This is a genomic window from Kitasatospora sp. NPDC056181 (assembly GCF_042266225.1).
In the GTDB taxonomy this organism is placed as follows: Bacteria; Actinomycetota; Actinomycetes; order Streptomycetales; family Streptomycetaceae; genus Kitasatospora.
Genome location: NZ_JBHJUK010000006.1, coordinates 28,698 through 53,080, shown reverse-complemented (window position 1 = coordinate 53,080; position 24,383 = coordinate 28,698). Strand labels below are relative to the sequence as shown.

Annotated in this window: 16 protein-coding genes; 8 read left to right on the top strand and 8 right to left on the bottom strand. The window is 73.6% G+C overall.

The window, feature by feature from the left end; all coding sequences use genetic code 11:
* Positions 1-231: 231 nt before the first annotated feature.
* Complete coding sequence (locus tag ACFC1F_RS04630) at positions 232-2,577, bottom strand: FtsX-like permease family protein (RefSeq protein WP_376155633.1); 2,346 nt, start codon at positions 2,575-2,577, stop codon at positions 232-234.
* A complete protein-coding gene (locus ACFC1F_RS04625; protein ID WP_376155631.1) occupies positions 2,574-3,266 on the bottom strand; it encodes an ABC transporter ATP-binding protein in 693 nt (230 codons plus the stop codon). Before ACFC1F_RS04625 ends, ACFC1F_RS04630 begins: the two co-directional genes overlap by 4 nt.
* 205 nt (positions 3,267-3,471) lie before the next feature.
* Here ACFC1F_RS04625 and ACFC1F_RS04620 point away from each other — a divergent pair, with 205 nt between their 5' ends.
* Positions 3,472-4,644 carry a sensor histidine kinase gene (locus ACFC1F_RS04620; RefSeq protein ID WP_376155629.1) on the top strand — a complete coding sequence of 391 codons (1,173 nt, stop codon included), beginning with the start codon at positions 3,472-3,474 and terminating at the stop codon, positions 4,642-4,644.
* Complete coding sequence (locus ACFC1F_RS04615; RefSeq protein WP_376155627.1) at positions 4,641-5,321, top strand: response regulator; 681 nt, start codon at positions 4,641-4,643, stop codon at positions 5,319-5,321. The genes ACFC1F_RS04620 and ACFC1F_RS04615 overlap by 4 nt, the downstream gene beginning before the upstream one ends.
* A gap of 189 nt (positions 5,322-5,510) precedes the next feature.
* Here the strand turns inward: ACFC1F_RS04615 and ACFC1F_RS04610 are convergent, their stop codons facing one another.
* The 3 genes from ACFC1F_RS04610 to ACFC1F_RS04600 all read right to left on the bottom strand — a co-directional run bounded on the left by ACFC1F_RS04610 (position 5,511) and on the right by ACFC1F_RS04600 (position 9,323).
* Complete coding sequence (locus tag ACFC1F_RS04610) at positions 5,511-6,128, bottom strand: hypothetical protein (protein WP_376155625.1); 618 nt, start codon at positions 6,126-6,128, stop codon at positions 5,511-5,513.
* Between the two features lie 516 nt (positions 6,129-6,644).
* Entirely contained in the window at positions 6,645-8,303 is a 1,659-nt protein-coding gene (locus ACFC1F_RS04605) for a beta-1,3-glucanase family protein (RefSeq protein WP_376155623.1), read from the bottom strand.
* A 531-nt stretch (positions 8,304-8,834) separates the two neighbouring features.
* Positions 8,835-9,323: an Lrp/AsnC family transcriptional regulator gene (locus tag ACFC1F_RS04600; RefSeq protein WP_209414950.1), complete on the bottom strand. Its 489-nt coding sequence runs from the start codon at positions 9,321-9,323 to the stop codon at positions 8,835-8,837.
* Between the two features lie 160 nt (positions 9,324-9,483).
* Between ACFC1F_RS04600 and ACFC1F_RS04595 the strand changes: the two genes are divergently transcribed.
* From ACFC1F_RS04595 to ACFC1F_RS04570, 6 genes are all read left to right on the top strand, one after another.
* Entirely contained in the window at positions 9,484-11,157 is a 1,674-nt protein-coding gene (locus ACFC1F_RS04595) for a histidine decarboxylase (RefSeq protein WP_376155622.1), read from the top strand.
* A gap of 431 nt (positions 11,158-11,588) precedes the next feature.
* Positions 11,589-13,589, top strand: a complete 2,001-nt coding sequence (locus tag ACFC1F_RS04590; RefSeq protein ID WP_376155620.1) for a hypothetical protein — start codon at positions 11,589-11,591, stop codon at positions 13,587-13,589.
* A gap of 279 nt (positions 13,590-13,868) precedes the next feature.
* On the top strand, positions 13,869-15,926 hold the full coding sequence (locus ACFC1F_RS04585; RefSeq protein ID WP_376155619.1) for a phosphocholine-specific phospholipase C: 2,058 nt from the start codon (positions 13,869-13,871) through the stop codon (positions 15,924-15,926).
* A gap of 331 nt (positions 15,927-16,257) precedes the next feature.
* The gene (locus tag ACFC1F_RS04580) at positions 16,258-18,942 is read left to right on the top strand and encodes a SpoIIE family protein phosphatase (RefSeq protein WP_376155618.1); all 2,685 of its coding nucleotides are present in this window, start codon (positions 16,258-16,260) and stop codon (positions 18,940-18,942) included.
* 349 nt (positions 18,943-19,291) lie between these two features.
* Complete coding sequence (gene aroB / locus ACFC1F_RS04575) at positions 19,292-20,425, top strand: 3-dehydroquinate synthase (RefSeq protein WP_376155617.1); 1,134 nt, start codon at positions 19,292-19,294, stop codon at positions 20,423-20,425.
* Positions 20,418-21,323, top strand: coding sequence for a carbohydrate kinase family protein (locus ACFC1F_RS04570; RefSeq protein ID WP_376155615.1), 906 nt, complete (start codon positions 20,418-20,420; stop codon positions 21,321-21,323). The genes aroB and ACFC1F_RS04570 overlap by 8 nt, the downstream gene beginning before the upstream one ends.
* Here ACFC1F_RS04570 and ACFC1F_RS04565 read toward each other — a convergent pair.
* The 3 genes from ACFC1F_RS04565 to ACFC1F_RS04555 are packed head-to-tail and all read right to left on the bottom strand — an operon-like array spanning position 21,280 to position 24,349.
* Entirely contained in the window at positions 21,280-22,416 is a 1,137-nt protein-coding gene (locus tag ACFC1F_RS04565) for a sugar phosphate nucleotidyltransferase (protein ID WP_376155614.1), read from the bottom strand. The two genes, ACFC1F_RS04570 and ACFC1F_RS04565, sit on opposite strands and share 44 nt — an antisense overlap.
* A complete protein-coding gene (locus ACFC1F_RS04560) occupies positions 22,413-23,375 on the bottom strand; it encodes a sugar phosphate isomerase/epimerase family protein (protein WP_376155612.1) in 963 nt (320 codons plus the stop codon). Before ACFC1F_RS04560 ends, ACFC1F_RS04565 begins: the two co-directional genes overlap by 4 nt.
* The gene (locus ACFC1F_RS04555; RefSeq protein ID WP_209414959.1) at positions 23,372-24,349 is read right to left on the bottom strand and encodes a BadF/BadG/BcrA/BcrD ATPase family protein; all 978 of its coding nucleotides are present in this window, start codon (positions 24,347-24,349) and stop codon (positions 23,372-23,374) included. The genes ACFC1F_RS04560 and ACFC1F_RS04555 overlap by 4 nt, the downstream gene beginning before the upstream one ends.
* Between the last annotated feature and the right edge of the window lie 34 nt (positions 24,350-24,383).

Here is a 24,383-nt window from a genome sequence, read left to right as displayed (position 1 = left end):
GGGGCGGCGTGCTGCTCGGGGCTCGGCTCCGGACCGAGCGTCGGTACGGCCGCGTACTGTGGCGCCCGACGGACGGGAGCGGAGCCGGTGCGCAGGGTGGCGCCGGAGACGTTCCGGCTCACGACGGGGGACACCGTCGGGTGGCCTGCCGGAGGGCGCTGCGAGCGAGCGGGTGCTCGCACGTCGTGCACCACGGAGGCCCGGATCGCGGTCGCCCGCCGACCTCGGACGTCACTCGGTGCGCAGCGCCGTGACCGTACGGGCGCGCGCGGCCCGGACGGCGGGCAGCAGCGCGCCGGCGACGGCGATCACCAGGCCGCCTGCGCCGAGCATGACGAGCTCCGCCGCCGGGAAGACGTGGACGGCCGGGCCGGGGAGGTGCAGCCCGGCGTGGTGTCCCATGGCCGGCGCGGTGACTGCGTGCAGGGCGACGCCCGCGAGCAGCCCGATGGCGCCGCCGGCCAGTCCGCCGGGGGTGACCGATGCCATGACCATCGCGACGGTCTGACCGGGCGTCATGCCGAGCGCCTTGGCGATGCCGATCTCACGGACGCGCTCGTGCGTGTCGAGAACGACGGTGTTGAGCACCCCCAGGCCCGCCACCGCGACCAGCATCAGGGTGAGCAGGGCGGTCAGCGTGTCGAGGACGGCGATCACGTCGCTCGACCCCGTGGCCCGGCCGGTTTCGACGGTGGCGCCCAGCGGTGTGAGCTCCGCGCTCAGCCCGTCGAGGTAGCGGGCGACGTCGCTGCCCTGCCGCACGGTGACGTAGTAGCCGCGGGGCACCACGTCGGTGAACGTCGCGGCGTGGGCGAGGACTTCGTTGGTCTGTGCGTGCGGGTCGAAGACCTCGCCGACGATCCGGACGGGGACCGTCCGGCCGTGGTCCTCCAGCCGGACGGTGTCCCCGACCCGCGCGCCGGCCGCGGTCAGGAAGGTGGACGGGGCGACGGCCTCGCCGGGGCTCCGGAACCAGCGTCCGGAGACCATCCGGTAGCCGGCCCCGGAGGCGTCACCGTCGAACGCGAAGACCCTGGTGGTGCCGGCCACGCCCGCGACGGTCACCTCCGTCTGCCCGACGCTGTAGTACGACCCCGTCTCCGCCCGGCCGTTGACCGCCCGTTCGACCGCGGTGGCCAGGGTGGCGGGATCGCTGGTGGGCGACGAGGTGCCGGGCCGGGGGAGAAGGTGTACGGCGACGTCGCCGGAGTCGTGGTTCTTGGCGGCCTGCACCCAGTTCGTCGTGGCGGTGATGCCGACGGCGAAGGTGGTTGCGGCGGTGCCGAACACGATCGCCGCGAGCATCCCGGCCGCCCGCGCGGGGCGTGCGAACGGGAGCGCGAGGCCGAGGGCGAGCGGGCCGGGGAGCGGGAGCCGGGCGGTCAGCCGGGTGACGCGCCTCCCGTGTCCGCCGCGCGTGGTCCGGCCGACGGCGAGTGCGTCGACGGTGCGCAGCCGGCCGGCCCGCAGTGCGACGGCCCACGCGGTGAGAGCCGCCAGGCCGAGCGCGCCCGTCATGACGGCGAGATCGACCCACGGCGCCACGACCGTTCCGGTGGTGCCGTAGACCTGTGCGGTGGCGGAGAGCACCGGGACGGCCAGGGCGTTGCCTGCGACGACGCCCAGCGCGGTGCCGGCCGCCGCCGGGATCAGCGCCTGGCCGACGTAGGAGCGCACCACCTGGGCCGGGGTGAAACCGACGGCCTTGAGGATGCCGATGCGCCGCGTGGCCGTACCGACCGCCCCGGCGACTACCACGCCGACGATCAGCAGCGACATCAGGACGCCGAGCAGGCCGAAGGCGATGAGCAGGGGCACGAACAGCGCGGTGTTGCGGTCGGAGCCCTGCTTGGTGGTGAGCCAGGACTGCGTGCCGCGCAGCGCCCCAGCCGGGGTTGCCGCGGTGAGGGCGGCCCGGTCGGCGGCGATCCGGGCCTCGGTGTCCGCGGCGGCGAAGCGGTAGAGCATCTGGTAGCCGCCGGTGGTGCCGGGGCCGGTCAGCGCGGTGATGCCGGACGGTGCCACCCAGCCGTCGCCGCTGCGGCCGACCGAGCGGGCGAAGCCGACGACGGTGAGCGCGGGACCGCCGGGGAGCCCGGGGAGGCGCAGCACCGTGCCCAGTTCCCCGACGGGGCTGTCGTAGTCGACGGACAGGACGATCTGGCCGGGGCCCGCCGGCCAGCTTCCCCGGAGCAGCGTGACGCGGTCGACCGGGCCGTCCGGGTCGGCCCGGGCGACGATCCGCAGCGGCGGCAGGGACATACCGGCGGGAAGGTCGACGTCCGCCTGCGGGTCGACCGTCGTGGTGCGGAACGGGCCTGCGGCGGCCGTGACGCCGGCCGCCCGGGCGGTCTCCCGGAGCTGTGGCCCGGTGGCCAGGGCGGCGTCGAACTCGGCCGTCAGATGGGCCCCGCGCTGCGCGGCGAAGGCCCGGTCGAAGGGCGCGCCGGAGGCCACCAGCAGTGATCCGCCGAGGACGGACGCCGTCACCGCGATCATCGTGGCCAGCACGATCACCACCGTCTGAACCCTCCGGCGGCGCACGCCCGACCGCACCACCCGTCCGACCCCCTTCACCGGACGACCTCCGTCCGGGTGTCGGTGGCGATCCGGCCGTCCACGATGCTGATGGTGCGGGTCGCGCAGGCGCGCGCCAGCGCCAGGTCGTGGGTGACGGTGACGATGGTCTGGCCGTCCTCGTTCAGCTGGGTGAGCAGGTGTTCGACGTCCTCGCCGGAGGCGGAGTCCAGCGCACCGGTCGGTTCGTCGGCCAGCAGGAGGGCCGGACGGTTCATCAGGGCGCGGGCCACTGCGACCCGCTGGCGCTCCCCTCCTGACAGCCGGGACGGGTGGGCGCGCGCGTGGCGGGCGATCCCGAGCACGTCGAGCAGCTCCGCCGAGCGGCGTCGTGCCTCGGCACGTTCCACTCCGGCCAGGTCGGCCGGGAGCATCACGTTCTCGGTCACCGTCAGGTCGTCCAGCAGGTTGAAGAACTGGAACACCATGCCGACCTTGGCCCGGCGGTAGCGGGCGGCGCCGGCCTCGCCCAGCCGGTCCACCCGGACGCCGTCCACCGTGACCGAGCCCGCGCAGGGCCGGTCCAGGCCGGCGATCAGATTGAGCAGGGTGGACTTGCCGCTGCCGGAGGGTCCGAGGACCGCCACCGACTCCCCGGCCTCCACGGTCAGCGACACGGCGTCCAGGGCCGGCGGCCCCTCGTCGTACCGGCGGCTCACTCCGGTCAACTCGATCACGGGCACGGTCATGGGTCTTCTCCCTCGGTCCGCTGCTGTGTGACGGTGTGAAGCCTGGCGCCGAGGGCCTGCCGGGCACGTCGCTCCGGCGGGGCAATTCGCGTACCGCACCGGGAGCATGCCGCCCGGTGTCATCCTTGCGATGTATCCGAAAGTCGCAGGCGGATGATCACGGGGAAGGATGCGCCGGGACGGCGGGGTCCGCCACAATCGTCCGGTGACGAGGTTCCTCCCACCACGCCCGACCCCACGCGGCGGCCGATGGTCCGACGCGGCGCTGGCGTTGGTCCTGGCGCTGGTGGGCGCCCGGTACGTTCTGATCATCGACGGTCCGGTCGGCTGGTTCGGCCGGCCGCTCCTGGCGCTCCTCGCGCCGCTGCCGCTGGTGCTCCGGCGCCGCTTCCCGCTGGCGGTGCTGTGGGCCGTGCTGGTCCTCGCCGTGCCGGTGGGGCGGCTCTCCGGGGACCTCGGGTACTGGGAAGGGGTCGTCTGCCTGGTGGCGATCCACAGCGCCACCGTGCACTGCGTCCACCGGGCGGCCACCCTGGCGAGTCTGCCGGTGGCGGCGGCCGGGCTGGTGGTGCTGTTCACCGGCGCGAAGCTGCCGGAGTTCCCGAACGGCGTGGTCGCGCTGCTCGTGCTGATCCCGGTGCTCGCGGTGGCGTACGAGATCCGGCAGTGGCGCTGCCGGGTCGACGAGCAGCGGGAACGGCTCCTGGCCCTGGAGCGGGGGCAGGTCGAGGCGCTGAACCGGGCGGTGGAGCACGAACGGGCGCGGATCGCGCGAGAGTTGCACGACGTGGTGACCCACAACGTCGGGGTGATGGTCATTCAGGCGGGTGCCGCCCGCAAGATCATGGACAGCAAGCCCGACCTCGCCCGTGAGGCCCTGCTCGCCGTGGAGAGCGGCGGCCGGGCGGCGATGACCGAACTGCGCCAGGTGATGGGCCTGTTGACCATGGACTCCGACGGCCCCGACGCCGCGGCGGATCTGGTACCCCAGCCCGGCGTGGACCGGCTCGATGCCCTGGTCGACGGCGTCCGGCGGGCCGGACTGCCGGTGGAGCTGACGGTGCTGGGGCCACCGCGCGCGGTGCCGCCGGGGGTCGAACTGGCCGCCTACCGCGTGGTGCAGGAGGCGCTGACCAACACGATCAAGCATGCCGGCGGCGCGACCGCCGAGGTGAGCGTCGAGTACACCGCCGAGCGGCTTCGGGTGGAGATCACCGACACCGGGGGCCGTCCCGGCGCCGCCGCGGCCACCGGCGGCGGACGCGGGCTGATCGGCCTGCGCGAGCGCCTCGCCGTCCACGGCGGCACCCTGGAGACCGGACCGCGTCCGCGCGGTGGCTACCGGGTCCGCGCGCTGATACCCCTGGAGGGCCCGTGACCGAGCCGCTGCGCGTCGTGGTGGCCGATGACCAGGTGCTGGTGCGCACCGGCTTCCGGCTGATCCTGATGTCCGAGGGCATCGAGGTGGTGGCCGAGGCCGCCAACGGTGTCGAGGCCGTCGAAGCCGTCCGCCGCACGAGGCCCGATGTCGTGCTGATGGACATCCGGATGCCGGACATGGACGGCCTGGAGGCCACCCGGCGCATCGTCACGGATGCGACCGACGGGCCCCGGGTGCTCATCCTGACCACCTTCGACCTGGACCACTACGTCTACGCCGCGCTCTCGGCGGGCGCGAGCGGTTTCCTGCTCAAGGACGTCAGCCCGGAGCACCTCACCGCCGCCGTCCACCTGGTGCGCACCGGCGACGCCCTGCTGGCCCCGGCCATCACGCGTCGCCTGGTCGAACGCTTCGCCCGCCGCGACTGCGACACGGCGTCACTGCACCGTTCGCTGGCCGCGCTGACACCCCGGGAGCTGGAGGTCATGGGCCTGCTCGGCCGAGGGCTGAGCAACGCCGAACTGGCGGCCCGGCTCCAGCTCTCGGAGGCGACCGTCAAGACGCACGTCGCCCGTGTCCTGGCCAAGCTCGGCCTCCGGGACCGGGCGCAGGCCGTGGTGGCCGCCTACGAGACCGGACTGGTCAGTGTCGGCGGAGGTGCGAGCGCCCCGTAGCCCTGTCCCACGGGCCCACCGAACGGTGCGGTGGTGGCGCTCGGTGCGGCGGTGGTGCTGGTACGGCGGTGGTGCTGGTACGGCGGTGGTGCTCGGTGCCGCACGGGCGGGGCTGCGGGTGACGCCGGCCGGTCCGGCCCGGAGGTGGTCCGGAGGTGGTCCGGAGGTGACGGCTTCCGGGGTGGCGGCTCAGTGGGTGCGGGCCAGGCCCTCGGCGAGGGGGCCGAACAGCAGGCCCCAGTTGTCCGGGACGGTGTCGATCGCGGCGGCGAGGCAGCCGCGGACGACCGTCCACTCGTCGCGGTGGTGGAGCGGGCCGTGGGTGATGACGGTCTCCAGGCAGTCGTCGACGGTGTCGGCGAAGTCGTCGTCGTCCGGCCCGGGGTAGCCCAGGCGCTCGCAGGCCTGCTCGACGTCGGCAGGCAGGCCGGCATCCTCGTCGAGCTCGGTGACCGCGTCGAGGAGGTAGAGCAGATGGCCGCCCGGCTCCGGGAGTTCGGTGCGCAGGCCGTCGGTGGTGAACGTCCGCTCGGCGTCGTCCTCGACCAGGCCGGAGCCCTCCGCGGCCTCGGCGACCAGCGTGGCCCAGTACGCCGGATCGTGCGGGCCGTCGCTCTGGCGCAGGTGGGCGGCGGCGAACGCGGCCATCGCGTCCGGGTCGTCGATGAGGGGCGAGACGACCAGGTCGCTGCGGTGGTCGAAGCCGAAGAAGTGGCGGCGTCCGTCGAGCGTGAGCGACTCGATGGCGGCGACGTGGCCGACCCGTCCGGGCAACGGCTCGTACCGGCTGGCGGATTCGGTGTTCATGGGGACGACCGTAACGGGGGCCGCCGACAACAGCGGGCGTGGACGGGCGGGTGTGCGGGGCGGCGCAGGGTTGCCCTGTGAAGATCACAGACGGTCGATCCGCCCGCGACGTCCACCCCGAGGCCGTGGGCGACGCCGACCGGGCATTCGACCAACTGCTGTGACGAGCGACGCCTTTGGTACGCCTGGGATCGCGACATGTTGGCCGCCCACCGGGCGCGACGCGGGCGTCGGGCCGGCCGGCGGCGCCGGACGGGTTGGCCGAGTCGAGCACCGGTGCATGCCCGGCGGAACAGGATTCGTGGCTACCCGGGACTGCGACAGCTGAACATCGCTGCTGTCTGCCGGCGGACCAGTGGCCACCGGCAGACAGCCCTCCTGTCGGCTGCGGGCCCTCTGCGGCGGCTCGGCCTGCCGAGGACGACTTCGTGCGAGAGGACCACAACGGCCTCCCCGGCCGCCCTCCGCAGCGCGGGCCCCCTCTCCGGCCCGCCGGATGCTCCGGACAGACGGTGCCTAGCCGAACGTGAACCAGTTGAGGTTGACGAAGTCGGCGCCCTGCCCGCTGGTGAAGGTGAGGTACACGGTGTGCCTGCCGGTGGTCCGGGTGATGTCGGTGGGCACCGTCCGCCAGCTCTGCCAGCCGCCGGTGTTGGCGACGGCGAAGCTGCCGACCGGTGCGGCGGTCGGGCTGTCCAGCCGGACCTGGACCAGGCCGCTGACCCCGGGTGCGGCGCCGGAGGCGACCCGGGCCTGGAACCGGGTCGCGCCGGAGCTGCCGAAGTCCACGCCGGCGTAGCCGAGCCAGTCGCCGTTCGCGATCCAGCCGATGTCCTGGCCGCCGCCGGTGTCGCCGCAGGTCTCCGGTGCGGTGCCGGACTGCGAGCTGTGGGACTCGGCCTGGATGGTGCCGAACGCGCTCGTCCCGCCGCCGGGTTGCGGCGACGGCCCGGGGTCGGCCGGGCCCTGGGCGCCTCCGACGGTGACGGAGAGCAGGGTCGGGCTCGCCGACTGCACCCGGCCCTCGAAGTCCACGCCGGCCGGGTGGACGTCGTCGTACGGGAACGCGTAGCCGAGGTGGTCGGGGTTGGTCGCGTGCAGGATGCGGGCGTAGTGGTTGGTGCGCGCGGCGGTGTAGAAGGCGGCCGGGTTCTCGCCGTCCGGCTGGTGCGGATTCTCCAGCAGGGTGGTGCGGTTGAGCGCGGCGGCGAGCCGGGCGCTCAGGTTGCCCATCAGGTCGTTGCCGGTGGTGAACGGCGCCGAGCTGCAGTTGAAGACGGCGGCGGTGGAGGGCTTGGCGAAGCCGCCGACTCCGGGGAAGGTGAGCACGCCGTTGCTGACCCGGCCGGTGACGGTGCCCCACCCGGCCTGGGTGTCGATCACCAGGTCGGTGCTCTGGTACTTCTGCCACACGGCGGCGAGGTAACCGTCCAGGTAGCCGTTGAACAGCGACGGATCGGCACTGATCGCGGTGTTGGGGCTGAGGATGCGCAGGGTCCGGCCGGCGGAGTCGGGGACGATCAGCCGGGCCCAGTCGCCGCCGTCGCCGGCGGCCTGCGTGCGCAGTGCGTTCGCGGCGGACTCCAGGCCGCCGGCGGGCAGGCCGCGGACGCTCTGCCGTCCCCCGGCGGCGGTCAGGTCGAACGCGATCGGGACGGCGGCGAAGTCGACGTAGCTGATGTTGGCGTACAACTGGTCCGGCCCGTAGGTGAATTCGCAGAACCCGTAGGAGGTGCCGATGTTGGGGTCGCTCGGGTTGCTCACCGAGGGCAGCGCGATGCCCGGGCCAGGGTTGACCAGGAAGACCAGCTCGCGACCGATGGAGAAGTAGATCCGGCCGCTGAAGAGGTAGGGCAGTTGGATCCGCCTCGGGGTGCCGCCGGGTGCACCCAGCGCGATGGCACAGTCGGCGCCGAGCGGCGCGCCGGGGGCGGCGGGGGAGGACGGGTGGTAGAGCGTGCTGCCGTCGGACCGCAGGAAGGCCCAGCTGTTGCCCCGGGCCGGGTCGAGGCCGAGGACGTAGGCGTAAACCGGCTGGGACGACACGGTGTTGACCAGATCGACGTCGAGCCGCTGCGGGGTGGTACTGCCGTCCGCGGTCGGGGACAGGGCGAACAGGGCCGGCGCGGTCAGGGCCGCGACGGAGGCGCCGAGCATGGTCCGGCGAGTGATCACGGGGGCTCCGGAGGTGGTGGGGGCGGGCCGGCAGCGCGGACTGCGCCGCCTGGTCGTCACCCTCCCGTCCGGACCTGGACACGTCAATGCCTGTAACCGTAAGTGGTCCTTAAGGCTGAGTCGGTTGATTTCTTGAAGGGTGAGTCCGACTCAGGCGGTGCCGTCGCACAGCACCGTGGGATGGGATGGCTGGGCGTCCGACTCGTCCGACGGTCCTCGCCGGTGGATCGGCTGGTGGCCCGCGCGGGCGGTCGAGGACGTTCCATCGTTTCAGGTAGTGGAGGGAAGGGGGCGTAGCCATCGACGGCCAAGGGGGTACCGGCGGTCCCTCGCGCATCGCCACGAGGTCCGTGGTTGTCGTTCGTCGATCGAACGGTGCCGGTTTCCGGTCGGCTCTCCACGCGGGGCCCGGCGAGGCGGGCCCGCCCTCCCGCCGGCGGGAAGCCGCCCTCCCGCCGGCGGGAAGCCGTGCGCCCGCCGGCAGGACGACGCGTGCCCGCCCGCAGGACGACGCGCGCCCGGCGGGAAGGGTCAGACGTGCCCCAGGTAGCGGCGGCCCGCTATCTGCTCGAAGATCAGGTTGGTGCGGGTCTGGGCCACCGCCGGGTGGGTGGTGAGGTGGTCGACGACGAAGTCGCGCAGGGCCTCGGGACCGGCGACGCCGACGTGCAGGAGGTAGTCGTCGGAGCCGGCCATGTGGAAGACGGCCAGGACGCCGGGCAGGTCGGGGGCGGTGCTGCGGAAGCTCTCGTTCTGCTCGCGGGTGTGGGCGCGCAGCCGGACCGAGATCATCGCCTGGAGCGGCAGGCCGATGGCCGCCGGGTCGACCTCGGCGCGGTAGCCGCGGATGACGTTGCGTTCCTGGAGGGCGCGGACGCGGGCCAGGCAGGTGGAGGGGGCGATGCCCACCGCCTCGGCGAGGGCGTTGTTCGGGATGCGGGCGTTGTCGGCGAGGGCGCGGATGATCGCCCGGTCCGTGTCGTCGATGGGGGTCCGCCGGTGCTGCGGATTGTTCGGCATGCCCGCCAGGATTCCAGCCGACGCCGTCGATGAGCAAACTCATCCGGGCTTCGACCGAATCTTGTTCGGAGGAGCTTCCCAGAATCGCTGGAGAGTTCCATCCTGGGCGCGGGCGGCGAACGCCCCTCGACCTCCCCACCACGCCCGGAGTGCCCCGCCCATGAGCCCGACCGCCACCTTCGCCGCGCCTGCGACCGCGCCCGCGACCACCGCCGCGACCGCCGTCGACCCGGGCCCGGAGCTGGACGGCGGGGACTTCGTGCTCCCCGCAGCCGGACTGGACGACGCCCAGCGGCTGCGCGCGCTGGACACGGTGGACGAGTACCTGACGCGCAAGCGCAAGCACCTGGTCGGCTACCAGGCGACCCAGGACATGCAGGGCACCGCGCTGGACCTGGCCCGGTTCATGCCGAACAACATCAACAACCTCGGCGACCCGTTCCAGAGCGGCGGCTACAAGCCGAACACCAAGGTCGTCGAGCGCGCCGTCCTCGACTACTACGCGGAGCTGTGGCACGCGAAGCGCCCGCACGACCCCGCCGACCCCGAGTCGTACTGGGGCTACATGCTGTCCATGGGCTCGACCGAGGGCAACATGTACGCGCTCTGGAACGCCCGCGACTACCTCAGCGGCAAGGCGCTGATCCACCCGCCGGCCGCCCCCCGCGACGAGGTGCGCTACGTCCAGGCCGCGCCCGACCGGCACAACCCGAATGCCCACCGCCCGGTGGCCTTCTACTCCGAGGACACCCACTACTCCTTCGCCAAGGCCGTCCGCGTGCTGGCCGTCGAGACCTTCCAGGCCGTCGGCCTGGAGCTGTACCCGGACGAGTGCCCGCTGGTCGACCCGGCCACCGGGCGCCGCGAGTGGCCGGCCGAGGTGCCGTCCCGCCCGGGCCCGTCCGGGTTCTCGTGGGACGGCCCGGGCGAGATCGACGTCGACGCGCTCGCCGTGCTGGTCGAGTTCTTCGCCGCCAAGGGGCACCCGGTCTTCGTCAACCTCAACCTCGGCAGCACCTTCAAGGGCGCCCACGACGACGTCCGGACGGTCTGCGAGCGTCTGCTGCCGATCTTCGAGCGGCACGGCCTGCTGCGGCGCGAGGTGGTGTACGGGACGGACCCGCACACCGGGCAGCCGCTGGTCGACGTGCGCCGCGGCTTCTGGATCCACGTGGACGGCGCGCTCGGCGCGGGCTACGCGCCGTTCCTGCGGATGGCCTCCCAGGACCCGGCTTACGGCTGGACGCCGGAGGCGGAGCTGCCGGAGTTCGACTTCGGGCTGGCCCTGCCCACCGACGGGTCCGGCGAGGTCGACATGGTCTCCTCGATCGCGATGAGCGGCCACAAGTGGGCCGGCGCGCCGTGGCCCTGCGGCATCTACATGACGAAGGTGAAGTACCAGATCTCGCCGCCGTCCCAGCCGGACTACATAGGCGCGCCCGACACCACCTTCGCCGGCTCCCGCAACGGGTTCTCCCCGCTGATCATCTGGGACCACCTGTCCCGCCACTCCTACCAGGACCAGGTCGACCGGATCCGGACCGCGCAGGAGCTCGCCGACTACCTGGAGCGGCGCCTGCTGGCCATGGAGCAGGAGCTCGGCGTCGCCCTCTGGCCGGCCCGCACCCCGGGCGCCGTCACCGTGCGGTTCCGCAAGCCGAGCGCCGAGCTGGTGGCGAAGTGGTCGCTGTCCTCGCAGGACGTGCTGCTCGTCCCGGGCGACGAGTCGACCCGCCGCAGCTACGTGCACGTCTTCGTGATGCCCTCGGTCGACCGCGCGAAGCTGGACGCCCTGCTCGCCGAACTCGCCGAGGACCCCGCCATCCTGGGCTGATCCACCTCTCGGGGCCGCCGATCGGCTGCGCCGTGGAACGCCGAGCCCTCCGTGCGGTCCCCGCCTCGACCGGGGCCGCACGGAGGGCTCGTCGTACGACCCTGATGGCCGGGTGACCCTGATCGCCCGGACGACCGTCCACCGAGGCCGGCCCGCCTCTGGCTGTCGGCGTCGCCGGCCGGGACGACGGCGGCTGCGGGCGGCCGGTGCACGGTGGAACTGACGGGTGATCAGGTGAGCGCCCACCCCGCCCGCCCGCGCCTGCCCCCGTCGGCCTGTGCCGTACCGGTGGATGGTTCGACTTCGAAGCGGACACGGGAAGTTCACGATGCGTCCGGGGAGGCTTTGGTTGGTGCGAGGTCCTGGGTAAGCAGCTCCCGAAAGACTTGGCTGCACAGCATCAGACCTCCGCCGACCCGGAAGGACCTCACGTGGCCAAACGCAAGCTCTTACTCCCTGCCGCCGCGACCAGCGCTCTGCTCGTCTTCTCCGGCTTCACCCTGGACGTCGCGGTGGCGGCACCCGCCCCTGTGGCGGGCGCCACCGCCCCGGCCACGGCCACAGCCACCGCCCCGGCCGATGTTCCCGCCACTGCGGCGACTCTGGCGCCCGCGGCCGACGGCGTGTCAACCGCCACCGTGGCGACCCCGGCCGAGGGGGGCGAGTCCGCCGGGGCCGCCGCGCCCGCCGCCCCCGCCACGCCCACCGGCGCACCCGCGCTGGCGCTGACCTCCTACGACCCGAGGACCGGCGACGCCGTGCTCACCGCGACCGGGAACGCGGCCGGGAACGCGGCCGGGAACGCCGCCGCCACCCCCGGCACCTCGACGGCCGACGTCCAGCCCGGCCGGCTGATCGACAGTCCGCCCACGCCGGCCGCACCGCAGGGCGCCCTGGTCGCCGTCACCGGGGTGAAGGAGGCCTCCGACGGGACGGTCGCCGTCACCACCCGCCCGGCGACCCTCCCGGAACTGCTCGGTGACGCCAACACCAGCCTCAAGGCCCCGGTCGACCCCGCCTCGATCCGGGTCGAGCCGCAGGTCGAGGGCCTCAAGGCGTCCGTCGACATAGGCCCGACCAGCGGCCGGGGCACCATCACGAGCGGTCTCGGCCTGAGCGCCGACGCCACCGTCCCGCTGCCCAACGGCTCCTCGGTCCGGCTGTCCGGCTCGGTCCGGATCGACCCCGCCGTGAGCTTCTCCTACCAGGGCGGCCTCGGCGTCCTCGCGCCCCAGCAGGCCCGGGTCGGCTTCGACCTCGGCGCCCACGCCGACTGGCACGTCAGCGGCACCAACCTCGCTGCCGGAGCCTCCGTCAAGATCCCGCTCGCCAAGCTCGGCGCCAGCCCGGTGGTGATGGTCGGTCCGCTGCCGGTCGTGATCAACCTGAACCTCACGCTGTCCGCAGCCATCAGTGCGGACGGGACGGTGACGATCGACGCCGAGCAGTCGTACGACGGTCACTGGGGCGTGCACTCCGACTACGCCGGCGGCCAGGGCTGGACCACCACCACCGAGCCCGGGACGTCCACCGTCTCCCCGCTGCGCCTCGCGCTCAGCGGCAACGCCTCCGTGCGGACCGGCCTGCTGGCCGAGGGTTCGATAGCCCTCTACGACGCGGTCGGCGTGAAGGCCTCCATCGAGCCCTATCTGCGGACCGCGGTGAACGGCTCGGTCGTCCTCGGCGGCGCGACGCCCAGCGTCAACGGCACGCTCGACCTCTACGGCGGCCTCGACATCGACGGTGCGCTGATGGCCCGCCTCGCCGTCCTCGGGACTCCGGTCCTGGAGAAGGAGCTGCCGTTCCTCGCCTTCCACCGCGAGTGGCCGATCACCTCGCAGAGCGTCGGCCAGGCCCCGACGGGCTCGCCGGTCTGGGCCCAGCTCGACTCCAGCGCGGGCGACGACAACCGCTCCGCCTACCTGAAGACCCGGCCGGACTGGGACCCGGGCGCCCGCAAGGCCTCGTGCCCGGACGGCAGCCGGCTGATCGGGCTCAGCCACGGCAGCGACCGCGGCCTGTGCACCAACGCCACCAGCGCCACCAACGCCACCACGGCCGACCCGTGGGACGCGGGCCACGCGTCCGCCGTCGTGCACGACGAGACGTACGTGACCACCGACTGGGCGTACGGCTACACCAAGGCGCAGTGCCCCGCCGGCCACGTCGCGACCGGGTACAGCCGCAACGGCCGCTCCATCGGAGTCCTGTGCGCCAAGTCGGCTGCTCCGCTGAGTACTTCGGTCCACACGGCCTGGTTCGACAAGGGCGACAACCGGCCGGCGGCGGCCGGCGGCGGTGACTTCGCGTACCGCTACTCGAAGGGGCAGTGCGCCGACGGCGAGTTCGTCACCGGCGTGGCCTACAGCCAGCCCTGGTACGAACTCTGGGCCTCGCGGCCGTACGCGCTGCTCTGCCAGAAGCCCGCCTGACCGGCCTCCGTACCCGTCACGGGAACCCGTCCTGCTCCGGCCTCCGCCCGGAGGCCGGAGCTGGACGGGGCGGAAGCCGGAGCAGGGCGAGCATGCGCGGACCCGGCGCGGGCGAGGGCGGAGCGACGAGGTGATCCGCCACCACATGTCCGTACAACTCGATGCGTTCGCCGGGCGTACAGCGGGCAGTCATGAACGGTCCGCCGGACGGTACCCCGCAGCCGCTGTCCTTGGGGAGGCCGTCCTCCACCCTCATGACATGCAGAGGTCAATCCACCCATGGCAGAGCTGAACCGTCGCCGCTTCCTCCAACTCGCCGGCGCGACCGCCGCGTTCTCGTCGCTGTCGCAGAGCATCGCGCGAGCCGCCTCCATCGCCCCGGCCGGGGGTTCCGGCACCATCCAGGACGTCGAGCACATCGTCGTGCTGATGCAGGAGAACCGTTCGTTCGACCACTACTTCGGAACGATGAAGGGCGTCCGCGGCTTCGGCGACCCCCGCCCGGTGACCCTGCCGAGCGGCAAGTCGGTGTGGCACCAGACGGACGCCGCCAAGAAGGAGGTGCTGCCGTTCCGGCCCCAGGCCAACAACCTGGGGATGCAGTTCATCCAGGACCTGAACCACGACTGGGCCGGTGGCCACAAGGCGTTCAACAACGGCAAGTACGACCAGTGGGTCCCGGCCAAGACGGCCACCACCATGGCGTACCTGACCCGCGACGACATCCCGTTCCACTACGCGCTCGCCGACGCCTTCACCCTCTGCGACGCCTACCACTGCTCGTTCATCGGCTCCACCGACCCCAACCGCTACTACATGTGGACGGGGTACACCGGCAACGACGGCACCGGAGGCGGCCCGGTCCTCGGCAACCAGGAGGCCGGGTACAGCTGGACGACCTACCCCGAGCGGCTGGAGAAGGCCGGGATCTCCTGGAAGATCTACCAGGACGTCGGCGACGGCCTGGACGCGGCCGGCTCGTGGGGCTGGATCGGCGACGCCTACCGCGGCAACTACGGCGACAACTCGCTCCTCTACTTCAACAACTACCGCAACGCCAAGCCCGGCGACCCGCTGTACGACAAGGCCCGCACCGGCACCAACGCCAAGGCGGGCGACGGCCTGTTCGACCTCCTGCGGCGCGACGTCCAGGCCGGCACGCTGCCGCAGGTCTCCTGGATAGCCGCCCCCGAGGCCTTCACCGAACACCCCAACTGGCCGGCGAACTACGGCGCCTGGTACATCTCGCAGGTGCTGGACGCGCTGACCTCCAACCCCGACGTGTGGGCCCGCACCGCGCTGTTCATCACCTACGACGAGAACGACGGCTTCTTCGACCACGTGGTGCCGCCGTTCCCGCCCGCCTCCGCCTCCCAGGGCCTGTCGACCGTGGCGACCACCGCCGACCAGTACGCCGGCAGCATCGGCTACTCCGCGGGGCCGTACGGTCTCGGCCAGCGGGTGCCGATGCTCGTCGTCTCCCCGTGGAGCACCGGCGGCTACGCCTGCTCGGAGACCTTCGACCACACCTCGATCATCCGGTTCATGGAGCGCCGCTTCGGCGTGGCGGAGCCCCACATCTCGCCCTGGCGGCGTGCGATCTGCGGCGATCTGACCTCCGCCTTCGACTTCACCGCGTCCAACGCGACGCCGGCGACGCTGCCCTCCACCGCCGCCTACCTCCCGCCGGACCGCGTCCGGCACCCGGACTACGTGCCCACCCCGCCCGCCACCGGCACCATGCCGAAGCAGGAGCCGGGCGCCAGGCCCACCCGCCCGCTGAAGTACGCGCCGTACGTGGACGGCTCGGCCGACACCGCCACCGGCAAGTACCGCCTCACCTTCAGTGCGGGCAGCTCGGCGGGCGCCCAGTTCCTGGTGACCTCGCCCAACCGCACCGACGGACCGTGGACGTACACCGCGGAGGCGGGCAAGACGATCTCGGACGCGTGGAACACCACGTACTCCAAGGGCGTCACCGACCTGACCGTCCACGGACCCAACGGCTTCCTACGCCGCTTCCGCAACCCCGGTACGACCGCCGGGCCCGAGGTCACCGCCCGCCACAACCCGACCACCGGCAACCTCGACCTGACCTTCACCAACACGGGCGCCGACGCCGTCCTCACGGTGGCCAACGCCTACGGCGGCACGCCGCAGACCGTCACGGTCCGTCGCGGCACCACCCTCGCGTACATCGTCGACCTGAGCGCCTGCCGCCACTGGTACGACGTGACCGTCACCTCCAGCGGCACCGGCGACTTCGTGCGCCGCCTCGCCGGCCACGTCGAGACCGGCGCCCCCGGCCTCTCCGACCCCGGCATCACCACCTACTGACGCCGCCGCCGGGCCGCCCCGGACACCACAGGTGTCAGGGGCGGCCCGCGCGCGGAGAGTGCGGCGCCGGCGACGTTGCGTTGTCGGTGGTCCGGTCCGTCGTCCGGGCGGTACGCGCGGCACCTGAGGGGGCCGCGGCACCTGCAGCGGCTCCCGTGCGAGCTCCGACCCGCGTCGTGTGTCCTCCTCGTGCCCTGCGCGGGACCATGGGCGTATGGCCAAAGACGCGGGCCGCCCTTTCCGGTTGCCCCGGCACCGACCGGGCAGCCGTCGTGGGCGGCGACCTCCACCCCCGGCGCAGCGGGAGCCGTCGCCGCAGAGCCTGCGGTCGATGATGAGCATCCGCAGCGTCGCCGGGCAGATGTTCGTCCTGCAGGTGCTGATCGTGCTGCTGCTGGTGGTGGCGGCCGTCGTCGCGCTGCTGATCCAGTCCCGCAGTGATCGTTACGACGCGGCGCGCGACCGCTCGCTCGCCGCGGCCCAGTCGTTCGCCCACGGCCCCGGTCTGGTGGAGGCGATGCAGGGCCCCGATCCCAGCGCGGTGCTCCAGCCGCTGACCGAATCCGCCCGCATGGCGGCCGGGGTCGACTTCATCGTGGTCACCGACCGGAACGGCATCCGCTACACCCACCCCGATCCCGCGCAGATCGGCAAGCAGTTCGTCGGCACCATCGGGCCGTCGCTGAACGGCGGGGTCACCGTCGAGCAGGTGCACGGCCCGCTTGGCCACGAGTACCAGGTGGTGGTCCCGGTGAAGGATGCCAACGGCGCGGTCGTGGGCATCGTGTCCTCCGGGGTGAAGGTCGCCAACGTGAGCAGTGCGATCAACCGCCAGCTGCCGGTCGTCCTGGGCGCGGGCGCCGTCGCGCTCGGACTGGCCACGGCCGGCACCGCGTTGGTGGGCAGGCGTCTCCTGCGGCAGACCCACGGCCTGGGGCCGGAGGAGATGACCCGCATGTACGAGCACCACGACGCGGTGCTGCACGCGGTGCGCGAGGGCGTGGTCATCGGCAGTGGCGACGGCCGCATCCTGCTCGCCAACGACGAGGCGCGCCTGCTGCTCGACCTGCCCCCCGACGTGGAGGGGCGCGCCGTCAGCGATCTCGGCCTCGCCGCCCGCACGGAGGACCTGCTGCTCTCCGGCCGCGAGGTCACCGACGAGGTACTCCCCGTCGGCGACCGGATGCTGGCCGTCAACAACCGCCCGATCGACAGTGCGGGAGGCCCGTCCGGCAGCGTCACCACCCTGCGCGACTCCACCGAGCTGCGCGCCCTCGCCGGGAGGGCCGAGGTCGCCCGTGGCCGGCTCAGGCTGCTGTACGACGCGAGCATGGCGATCGGTACCACCCTGGACGTCCGGCGCACCGCGGAGGAGCTCGCCGACCTGGCCGCCGCGGAGTTCTGCGACTACGCCACCGTCGACCTCGCCGAAGCGGTCCTGCGCGGCGAGGAGCCGCAGACCCTGGCGGCCGACGCCCCGGTGGTGCTGCGGAGGGTGGCGCTCAGCGGCGTTCCCGACGACTCGCCGCTGTACCGCCAGGGGACGCTGGTCCGGTGGGCCGGGAGCACCCCGCAGGCGGAGGGCTTCGTCAGCGGGCGGTCCGCGCTGGTCCCCGAGCTGGCGGCCGACGCCGGCTGGCGCAAGCAGGACGCCGAGCGGACGCAGGCGGTGCTGGAGTACGGCCTGGTGTCGCTGATCGCCGTCCCGCTGACGGCGCGGGGTGTGCTGACGGGCGTCGCCTGCTTCTGGCGCGGCCGGGACAGGGGCCCGTTCGAGGAGGACGACCTGTCCCTCGCCGAGGAGCTGGCCGCCCGGGCCGCCGTGTCCGTCGACAACGCCCGCCGCTACACGCGCGAGCACACGATGGCCGTCACCCTGCAGCACAGCCTGTTGCCGCGCGCGGTGCCCGAGCAGAGCGCCGTCGACATCGCCTTCCGCTACCTGCCCGCGCAGGCGGGCGTGGGCGGCGACTGGTTCGACGTGATCCCGCTGCCGGGCGCCCGGGTCGCGCTCGTCGTCGGCGACGTGGTCGGCCACGGCCTGCACGCGGCGGCGACGATGGGCCGCCTGCGCACCGCGGTCCAGAACTTCTCCGCCCTCGACCTGCCGCCGGACGAGCTCCTCGGACACCTGGACGAACTGGTCGCCCACATCGACCAGGAGACGGCCGCAGCCGGGGGCGAGCCCGCGATCACCGGCGCCACCTGCCTCTACGCGATCTACGACCCCAGCACCGCCACCTGTGCCCTGGCCCGGGCCGGGCATCCGCCGCCGGTCGTGGTCCACCCGGACGGCACGGTGGAGCTGCTCGACCTCCCCGCCGGTCCGCCGCTCGGTCTGGGCGGGCTGCCCTTCGAGGCCGCGGAGGTGCGGCTGCCACGGGCCAGCAGCCTCGTCCTCTACACCGACGGCCTCGTCGAGGACCGTACCCGCGACATCGGCGTCGGCCTGGACGTCCTGACGTCGGTCCTCGCCCGCCCCGGCCGATCGCCGCAGGAGACCTGCGAGGCCGTGCTCGACGCCCTGCTGCCCGAACGCCAGACCGACGACATCGCCCTGCTCGTCGCCCGTACCCGCGTGCTGGAGCCCGACCGGACCGTCGCGTGGGAGGTGGCCTCGAACCCCGAGGCCGTGGCCCGGGCCCGTGCCGAGGCCACCCGCCGGCTCACGGAGTGGGGCCTCGACGAGGCCGTCTTCGTCACCGAGCTGGTGCTCAGCGAGCTGGTGACCAACGCCATCCGCTATGCGACCGGACCGATCAAGGTACGGCTGCTGTACGACCGCGCGCTGATCTGCGAGGTCTCCGACACCAGCAGTACCGCCCCGCACCTGCGCTACGCCGTCGCGGAGGACGAGGGCGGCCGCGGTCTGTTCCTCGTCGCCCGCCTCACCGAACGCTGGGGCGTCCGGTACACCTCGGAGGGCAAGATCATCTGGGCCGAGCAGCCGCTCCCGCCGGGCGCCCCGTCGGCCGGGCCCCCGGACGCCGTGCAGACCGGGCCCGTGGACTGGTAGCGGCCCTCCCCGGGCGGGGCCGCCGACGGCGCCACCGCCGAAGCGCCGGACGCGCCCGGCGACCGGATCGGCGGCCACCCGTGGCGGGCCGTGCCCGGCACCTGCACGGGCCGTGTCCGACACCTACACGGGCCGTGCTCGACACCCGCCCGCGGGATCTTCATCGGACGATCCGATGAACGGGCCGATCCCCATCCGTGTGACGACTCGTCGGGAACCAGTAAATGTACGAACCGATCGCCCCGCGGCGCGCTATCTTCGGACCGGTTTTCCCGGTCGGCGCGCCATGCGGCAGGTCTGAAGGCGGTGAAGCTTGGCCGAATGCGTCAGGATTTCAGAACGGCTTGCGTTGCCACGGGACTCGGACGGCCCGATCGTCGCCTCGGCGCGGCGGAGCTACGAGTACGCCGTCCACGTGTGCCACGACGAGCAGGGCGCCGTGGACCGGCTGTGCTCGGAGATCGGCGGCCGGCGGGTGGCGTTGATCACCGACGACTCGGTGGCGCTGCTGCACGCCCGGCGGCTCGCCGACCGCCTCACCGACGCGGGGCTGACGGTGGCGATGACCTCCTTCCCCGCCGGGGAGAACAGCAAGAGCCTGGCAACGGCGGCCCGGCTGCTGGACTGGCTGGCGGGCAGCGCGCTGGCCCGCCGGGACGTGGTCCTGGCCGTGGGCGGAGGCGTGGTGATCGACACCGTCGGCTGGGTGGCGAGCGCCTACATGCGGGGCGTGCCCTACATCAACGTGCCCACCACGCTGTTGGCCCACGTCGACGCGGCACTGGGCGGCAAGGTCGCCGTCGACCACGCCTCGGCGAAGAACCTGATCGGTTCGTTCTACCAGCCCTCGGCGGTCGTCTCGAACGTCGGCTACCTGCGCACGCTGGACCGCCGCCACCTGAGGGCGGGGCTCGCCGAGGCGATCAAGAAGGGGGTCATCGCCTCGCCCGAGCTGTTCGAGCTCATCGAGCAGCGGCACGCCGACCTCCTCAGCGCCGACCCGGTGGCAACCGCACGGCTGGTGCACGGCGCGAGCGTGATCAAGTGCCGGCTGATCGCCAAGGACCCGTACGAGGAGGACCTGCGGAGACCGCTGAACTTCGGCCACACCGTCGGCCACGCCGTGGAGACCGTCGCCGGGTACGGGCACGTGCTGCACGGCGAGGCGGTCGCGTACGGAATGGCCTGCGCCTCCCGGATCGCCCGGAGCCGTGGGCTGCTGGCCCCGGCGCTGCTGCGGCGGATCACCGGGCTCCTCCGGGAGGTCGGCCTGCCCGTCGTGATCTCCGACCTCCCGGCCCGGGTCGATCCGGTCGAGACGCTGAACGCCCTGGGCCAGATCCGCAAGATCCGCGACGGGCACATCCGCTTCGTCCTCCCCGTGGAGCTCGGTGAGACGGTGGTCGCCGACGACGTGACCGACGAGGAGATCCACCGGGCGCTGATCGCCGAGGCGGACGCCCCCGGGGGGCCGGATGACTGAGTGGGACGTCGTCGTGGTGGGCGGGGTCGGCGTGGACACCATCGTCCGGGTGCCGCGGCTTCCGTTGCCCGAGCGGGAGACGATCAAGGTGCCGCCCATCCGGCGGTACGTCGGGCACACCGGCAACGGCGTGGCGCTGGGCTGCCACTCCCTCGGCCTGCGGACGCACTTCGCGGACGTGATCGGCGACGATCCCGAGGGCCGGCTCGTGCTGGCCCACTACGCGGAGGCCGGGCTGTCCTTCACCCACCGGATCCACCCCAGCGGCACCCGGCGCAGTGTCAACCTGGTGGATCCGCAGGGCGTGAGGATCTCGCTCTACGACGGCCGTCATCCGCCGGGCATGACGGTGAGCCCGGACCTCTACCGGGAAGCCCTGGGCCGCACCCGGCACGCACACCTCTCACTCGTCGACTGGGCGCGGCACGCGCTGGCGGACGCGGTCGACGCGGGGCTGTCCACCTCCACCGATCTGCACAACTGGGACGGGCGGGACGAGTACCGGGAGGACTTCGCCTACGGTGCCGACCTGGTGTTCCTCTCCTCCGGAGCCATCGGCGACCGGATCGAGGAGGTCTCCGACGCCATCCTGGGCCGGGGCCGGGCCAAGGCCGTGGTCGTCATGGCGGGCGGCCGCGGGAGCTATCTGAAGCTGCCCGGTCAGCCGGTGCGGCACGTGCCACCGGTCGCGGTGCCCGCGGCGGAGGTCGTGGACACCAACGGCGCCGGCGACAGTTACGTGGCCGGGTTCCTCCACGGCTGGCTGTCCGGGCGGGACTGGGAGACGTGCACTAGGGCGGGCTCGCTGGCCGGGGCGCACGCCGTCCGCTCGGCCGGCACGCACACCTCGTTCATCACCTCGGAGGAACTGAACCGTGCCCTGGATCGATCCGGCTGACCGCCAGCCCCTCGCGGTCGGCCGTCAGCTGCTCGTCGGCCAGCACGATGCTGTCCCGTACGGTCACGCCCCGGGCCACCGTCGCGCCGGGAAGCACCACCGAGCGGAGCACGCGCGCCCCCCGTTCGATCCGGCAGCCCGGGTGCAGCACGCTCTGCTCGACCACCGCGTCCCCGGGGGGTTCCGTGCCGAGCAGGCTTCCCGACGCCGGCACGAAGCGCGGTGCGGCCCCGCGCAGGGTGCGGGGGAGCGTCCCGGGCGGGATCGGGTACGGCCGCCGCAGCAGTTTCAGCTGCTCGGCGTGGTAGCGGTCGACGGTGCCGATGTCCGCCCAGTAGCCGGCGACCGGAAACGCCCGGACCGGGCGGCCCTGCGCGATCATGCGGGGCAGCACGTCACGGCTGATGTCGTGCTGCCAGTGGTCGTCACCGCCGGCCGCCAGTTCGTGCAGCACCTCCTGGAGGGCGTCGATGCGGAACAGGCAGAAGGCCGTGAAGACGAGGTCCGAGGTCGGGTCCGACGGCTTCTCGACGAGTGCGCGCACGTGCAGCCCGGCGTCCACCTCGACCATTCCGAACAACTTCACGTACCTGCGCTCGACGCGCTGGACGCCGATGGTGCAGTGCGCCCCCGACGCACGGTGTGCGGCCACCATCGGCCGGTAGTCGAAGACGTAGACGTGGTCGGCGTGCTGGACGAGCAGGTCGCGCGCGCCCGGTGCGAAGAGGTGCTCCGCGTTGGCCAGGAGCGCGTCCGCGGTGCCGCGTTCGGCCGGGCGCTCCGGCAGGGGGCGGCCGGGAGCCGGTCCGCCGCCGCCGCGGACCAGCCGGTCGTGGGGGCCGAAGTGCAGCCGGGTGCCCGGGTGGCCGTCCCAGTGCGCGAGCACATGACGCACCAGGTCGGACTCGCGGTGCAGGGAGAGCAGCACGACCTCGGGCAGCCCGGAGCGGACGGCGTTCGCCAGGCTGAAGTCGACCAGTCGGCAGGACGCCGCGTACGGGACGAGCGGTTTGCACGTCCTCGCGGTCAGCGGTCCCATGCGTTCGCCCACGCCGCCCGCCAGGAGGGCGCCGCGCACTCCGTCCGTGCTCACCACGTCCTCCCCTGGGCCGCGGTCTCCGGCAGCAGCCCCCGTAGCACCGCCAGGGAGTTCGCCACGCCCTGTTCCGTCGGCAGGAGCGCGTCCTCGTGCTCCACGTAGACCACCCCGCGGTAGCCCTCGTCGAGCAGCGCCGCCACCACCGAGTGCCAGGGCAGTTCACCGGAGCCGAGCGCGCGGAAGCGGATCGCGGGCCCCGGACCGTAGCGGGCCCAGCCGGCCCCCTGCGGATTCCTCGGGTCGCGCCACAGTTCGAGGTCCTTGGCGTGCACGGCGGCCACGCGGCCGCCCCAGCCCCGCACGGCGGCCACCGGGTCGTGGCCCACCGCGGCGAGGTTCGCCGGGTCGAGGCAGAGCCGTACCGCGGGGACGGCGGTGAGCAGCGCCCTCGCGCTCGCCGGGTCGTAGACCACCTGCTTCGGGTGCGGCTCCACCAGGACCTGCACACCCAGACGGTCGGCCAGTTCGAGCACCGGCGCCGCCGCCCGCGCCCACGCCTCGATGTTGTCCTGCCAGCTCACCCCGCTGCCCCACCACGACAGCCAGCGGCCGAGGTCCGGAACCCCCAGCATCAGCCTGGCCTGCGGGGCGCCGACTCCGGCCGCCAGCCGGACGGTGCCGAGCGCGGCCCGCAGTCCGTACGCCCGCTTGGCCTCGGCCGGGCCCGCCAGCACCGCATCGGTGTGGGGGCCGTGCGGTCCGAGCAGGACCTGCGTGTCACGGCTGTTGCTGACGCAACCCACCTCGATCCCGGCCGTGCCGAGCGCCGCCCGCACCGTGCGGTGGTGGCCCGGATCGTCCAGACGGTCGGCGTCGACCAGCCGGAACGCGCGGTCGGCCGGCAGGTCGACCACGCTGACGCCGCTCCGGGCGGCGACCCGCAGCGCCTCCTCCAGGCCGAGGGGTGCGAGCGCCGCCAGGCACAGCCCCAGGGTGATCGGTCCGTGCGTCATCGCGTCTCTCCTCCGCCCAGCGGTCTCTGCCACACCCAGCGCCCGGCCAGGGACGCGGGCGGGCCGTGCTCGTGCGCGCGCAGGGCCGCGAGCACCGCGCGGACCGGGTCGTCGACGACCACGGGCGGGCGGTCGGCGCCGAGCTCGGTCACGATCCGCCGGCGCAACGCCTCGGCGAAGGCCGGGCAGCCGTGGAAGACCCCGCCTCCGAGGGCCGCCGACCAGCCGTCCGTCAGCCCCGCCGCGTCGCGGACCGCGCGCACCCCGCGGACGAGTTCCCCGAGCGCGGTGCGCACCACCCGGGCCGCCACGGCGTCGCCGTCCAGCCAGCAGCGGCAGACGACGGCGCAGAGCGCGGCCACCGCGGCCTTGGGAAAGGGCTCGGTGGCGAGCCGGCGGGCCAGCTCGGGCACCGGGGACCCGGTGTGTTCGGCCAGTGCCCGGCCGAGCGCCGTCGGCGTGCCCCGGCCGTCGGCACCCCGGACGGCCGCCCGCAGGCCGTCCAGGCCGAGGGCGAACGCGCTGCCCTCGTCGCTGCCCAGGTACTCGCAGCCGCCGGCCGAGGCGGGCGGGCGGATCCCGTCGCTCGCGAGGAAGCCCGAACCCGTCCCGCAGACCACGGCCACGCCCCTTCCCCCGAGCGGGGGAGCGAGGAGCAGCGGGACGATGTCCCGCGAGATCACCAGGGTGCCGGTGAGGCCGGACCGTTCCGCCAGACGGGCCAGCCGATCGAGCTCGCGCTGCGGCTCGTCGGCGTCGACCGCGGCGGTCGCCAGCCAGCCGGTCGACCGCCCGCCGCCCAGACGGCGGGCGATGGCGCGCAGCAGCCCGAGCAGGGCGTGGTCGGCGGCCTGGTCCCCGACCGAAGCGGGGTTCACCGAGCCCTCCCGCCACCGGGTCCCGTCGTCCAGTAGTGCCGTGGTGCAGCTGCCCCCGGCGTCGATCACCCAGTTCCTCACCGTTCGCACCTGCATGGTCGCTCTCCGTCGGTCCTTGGGGCTCACGCTA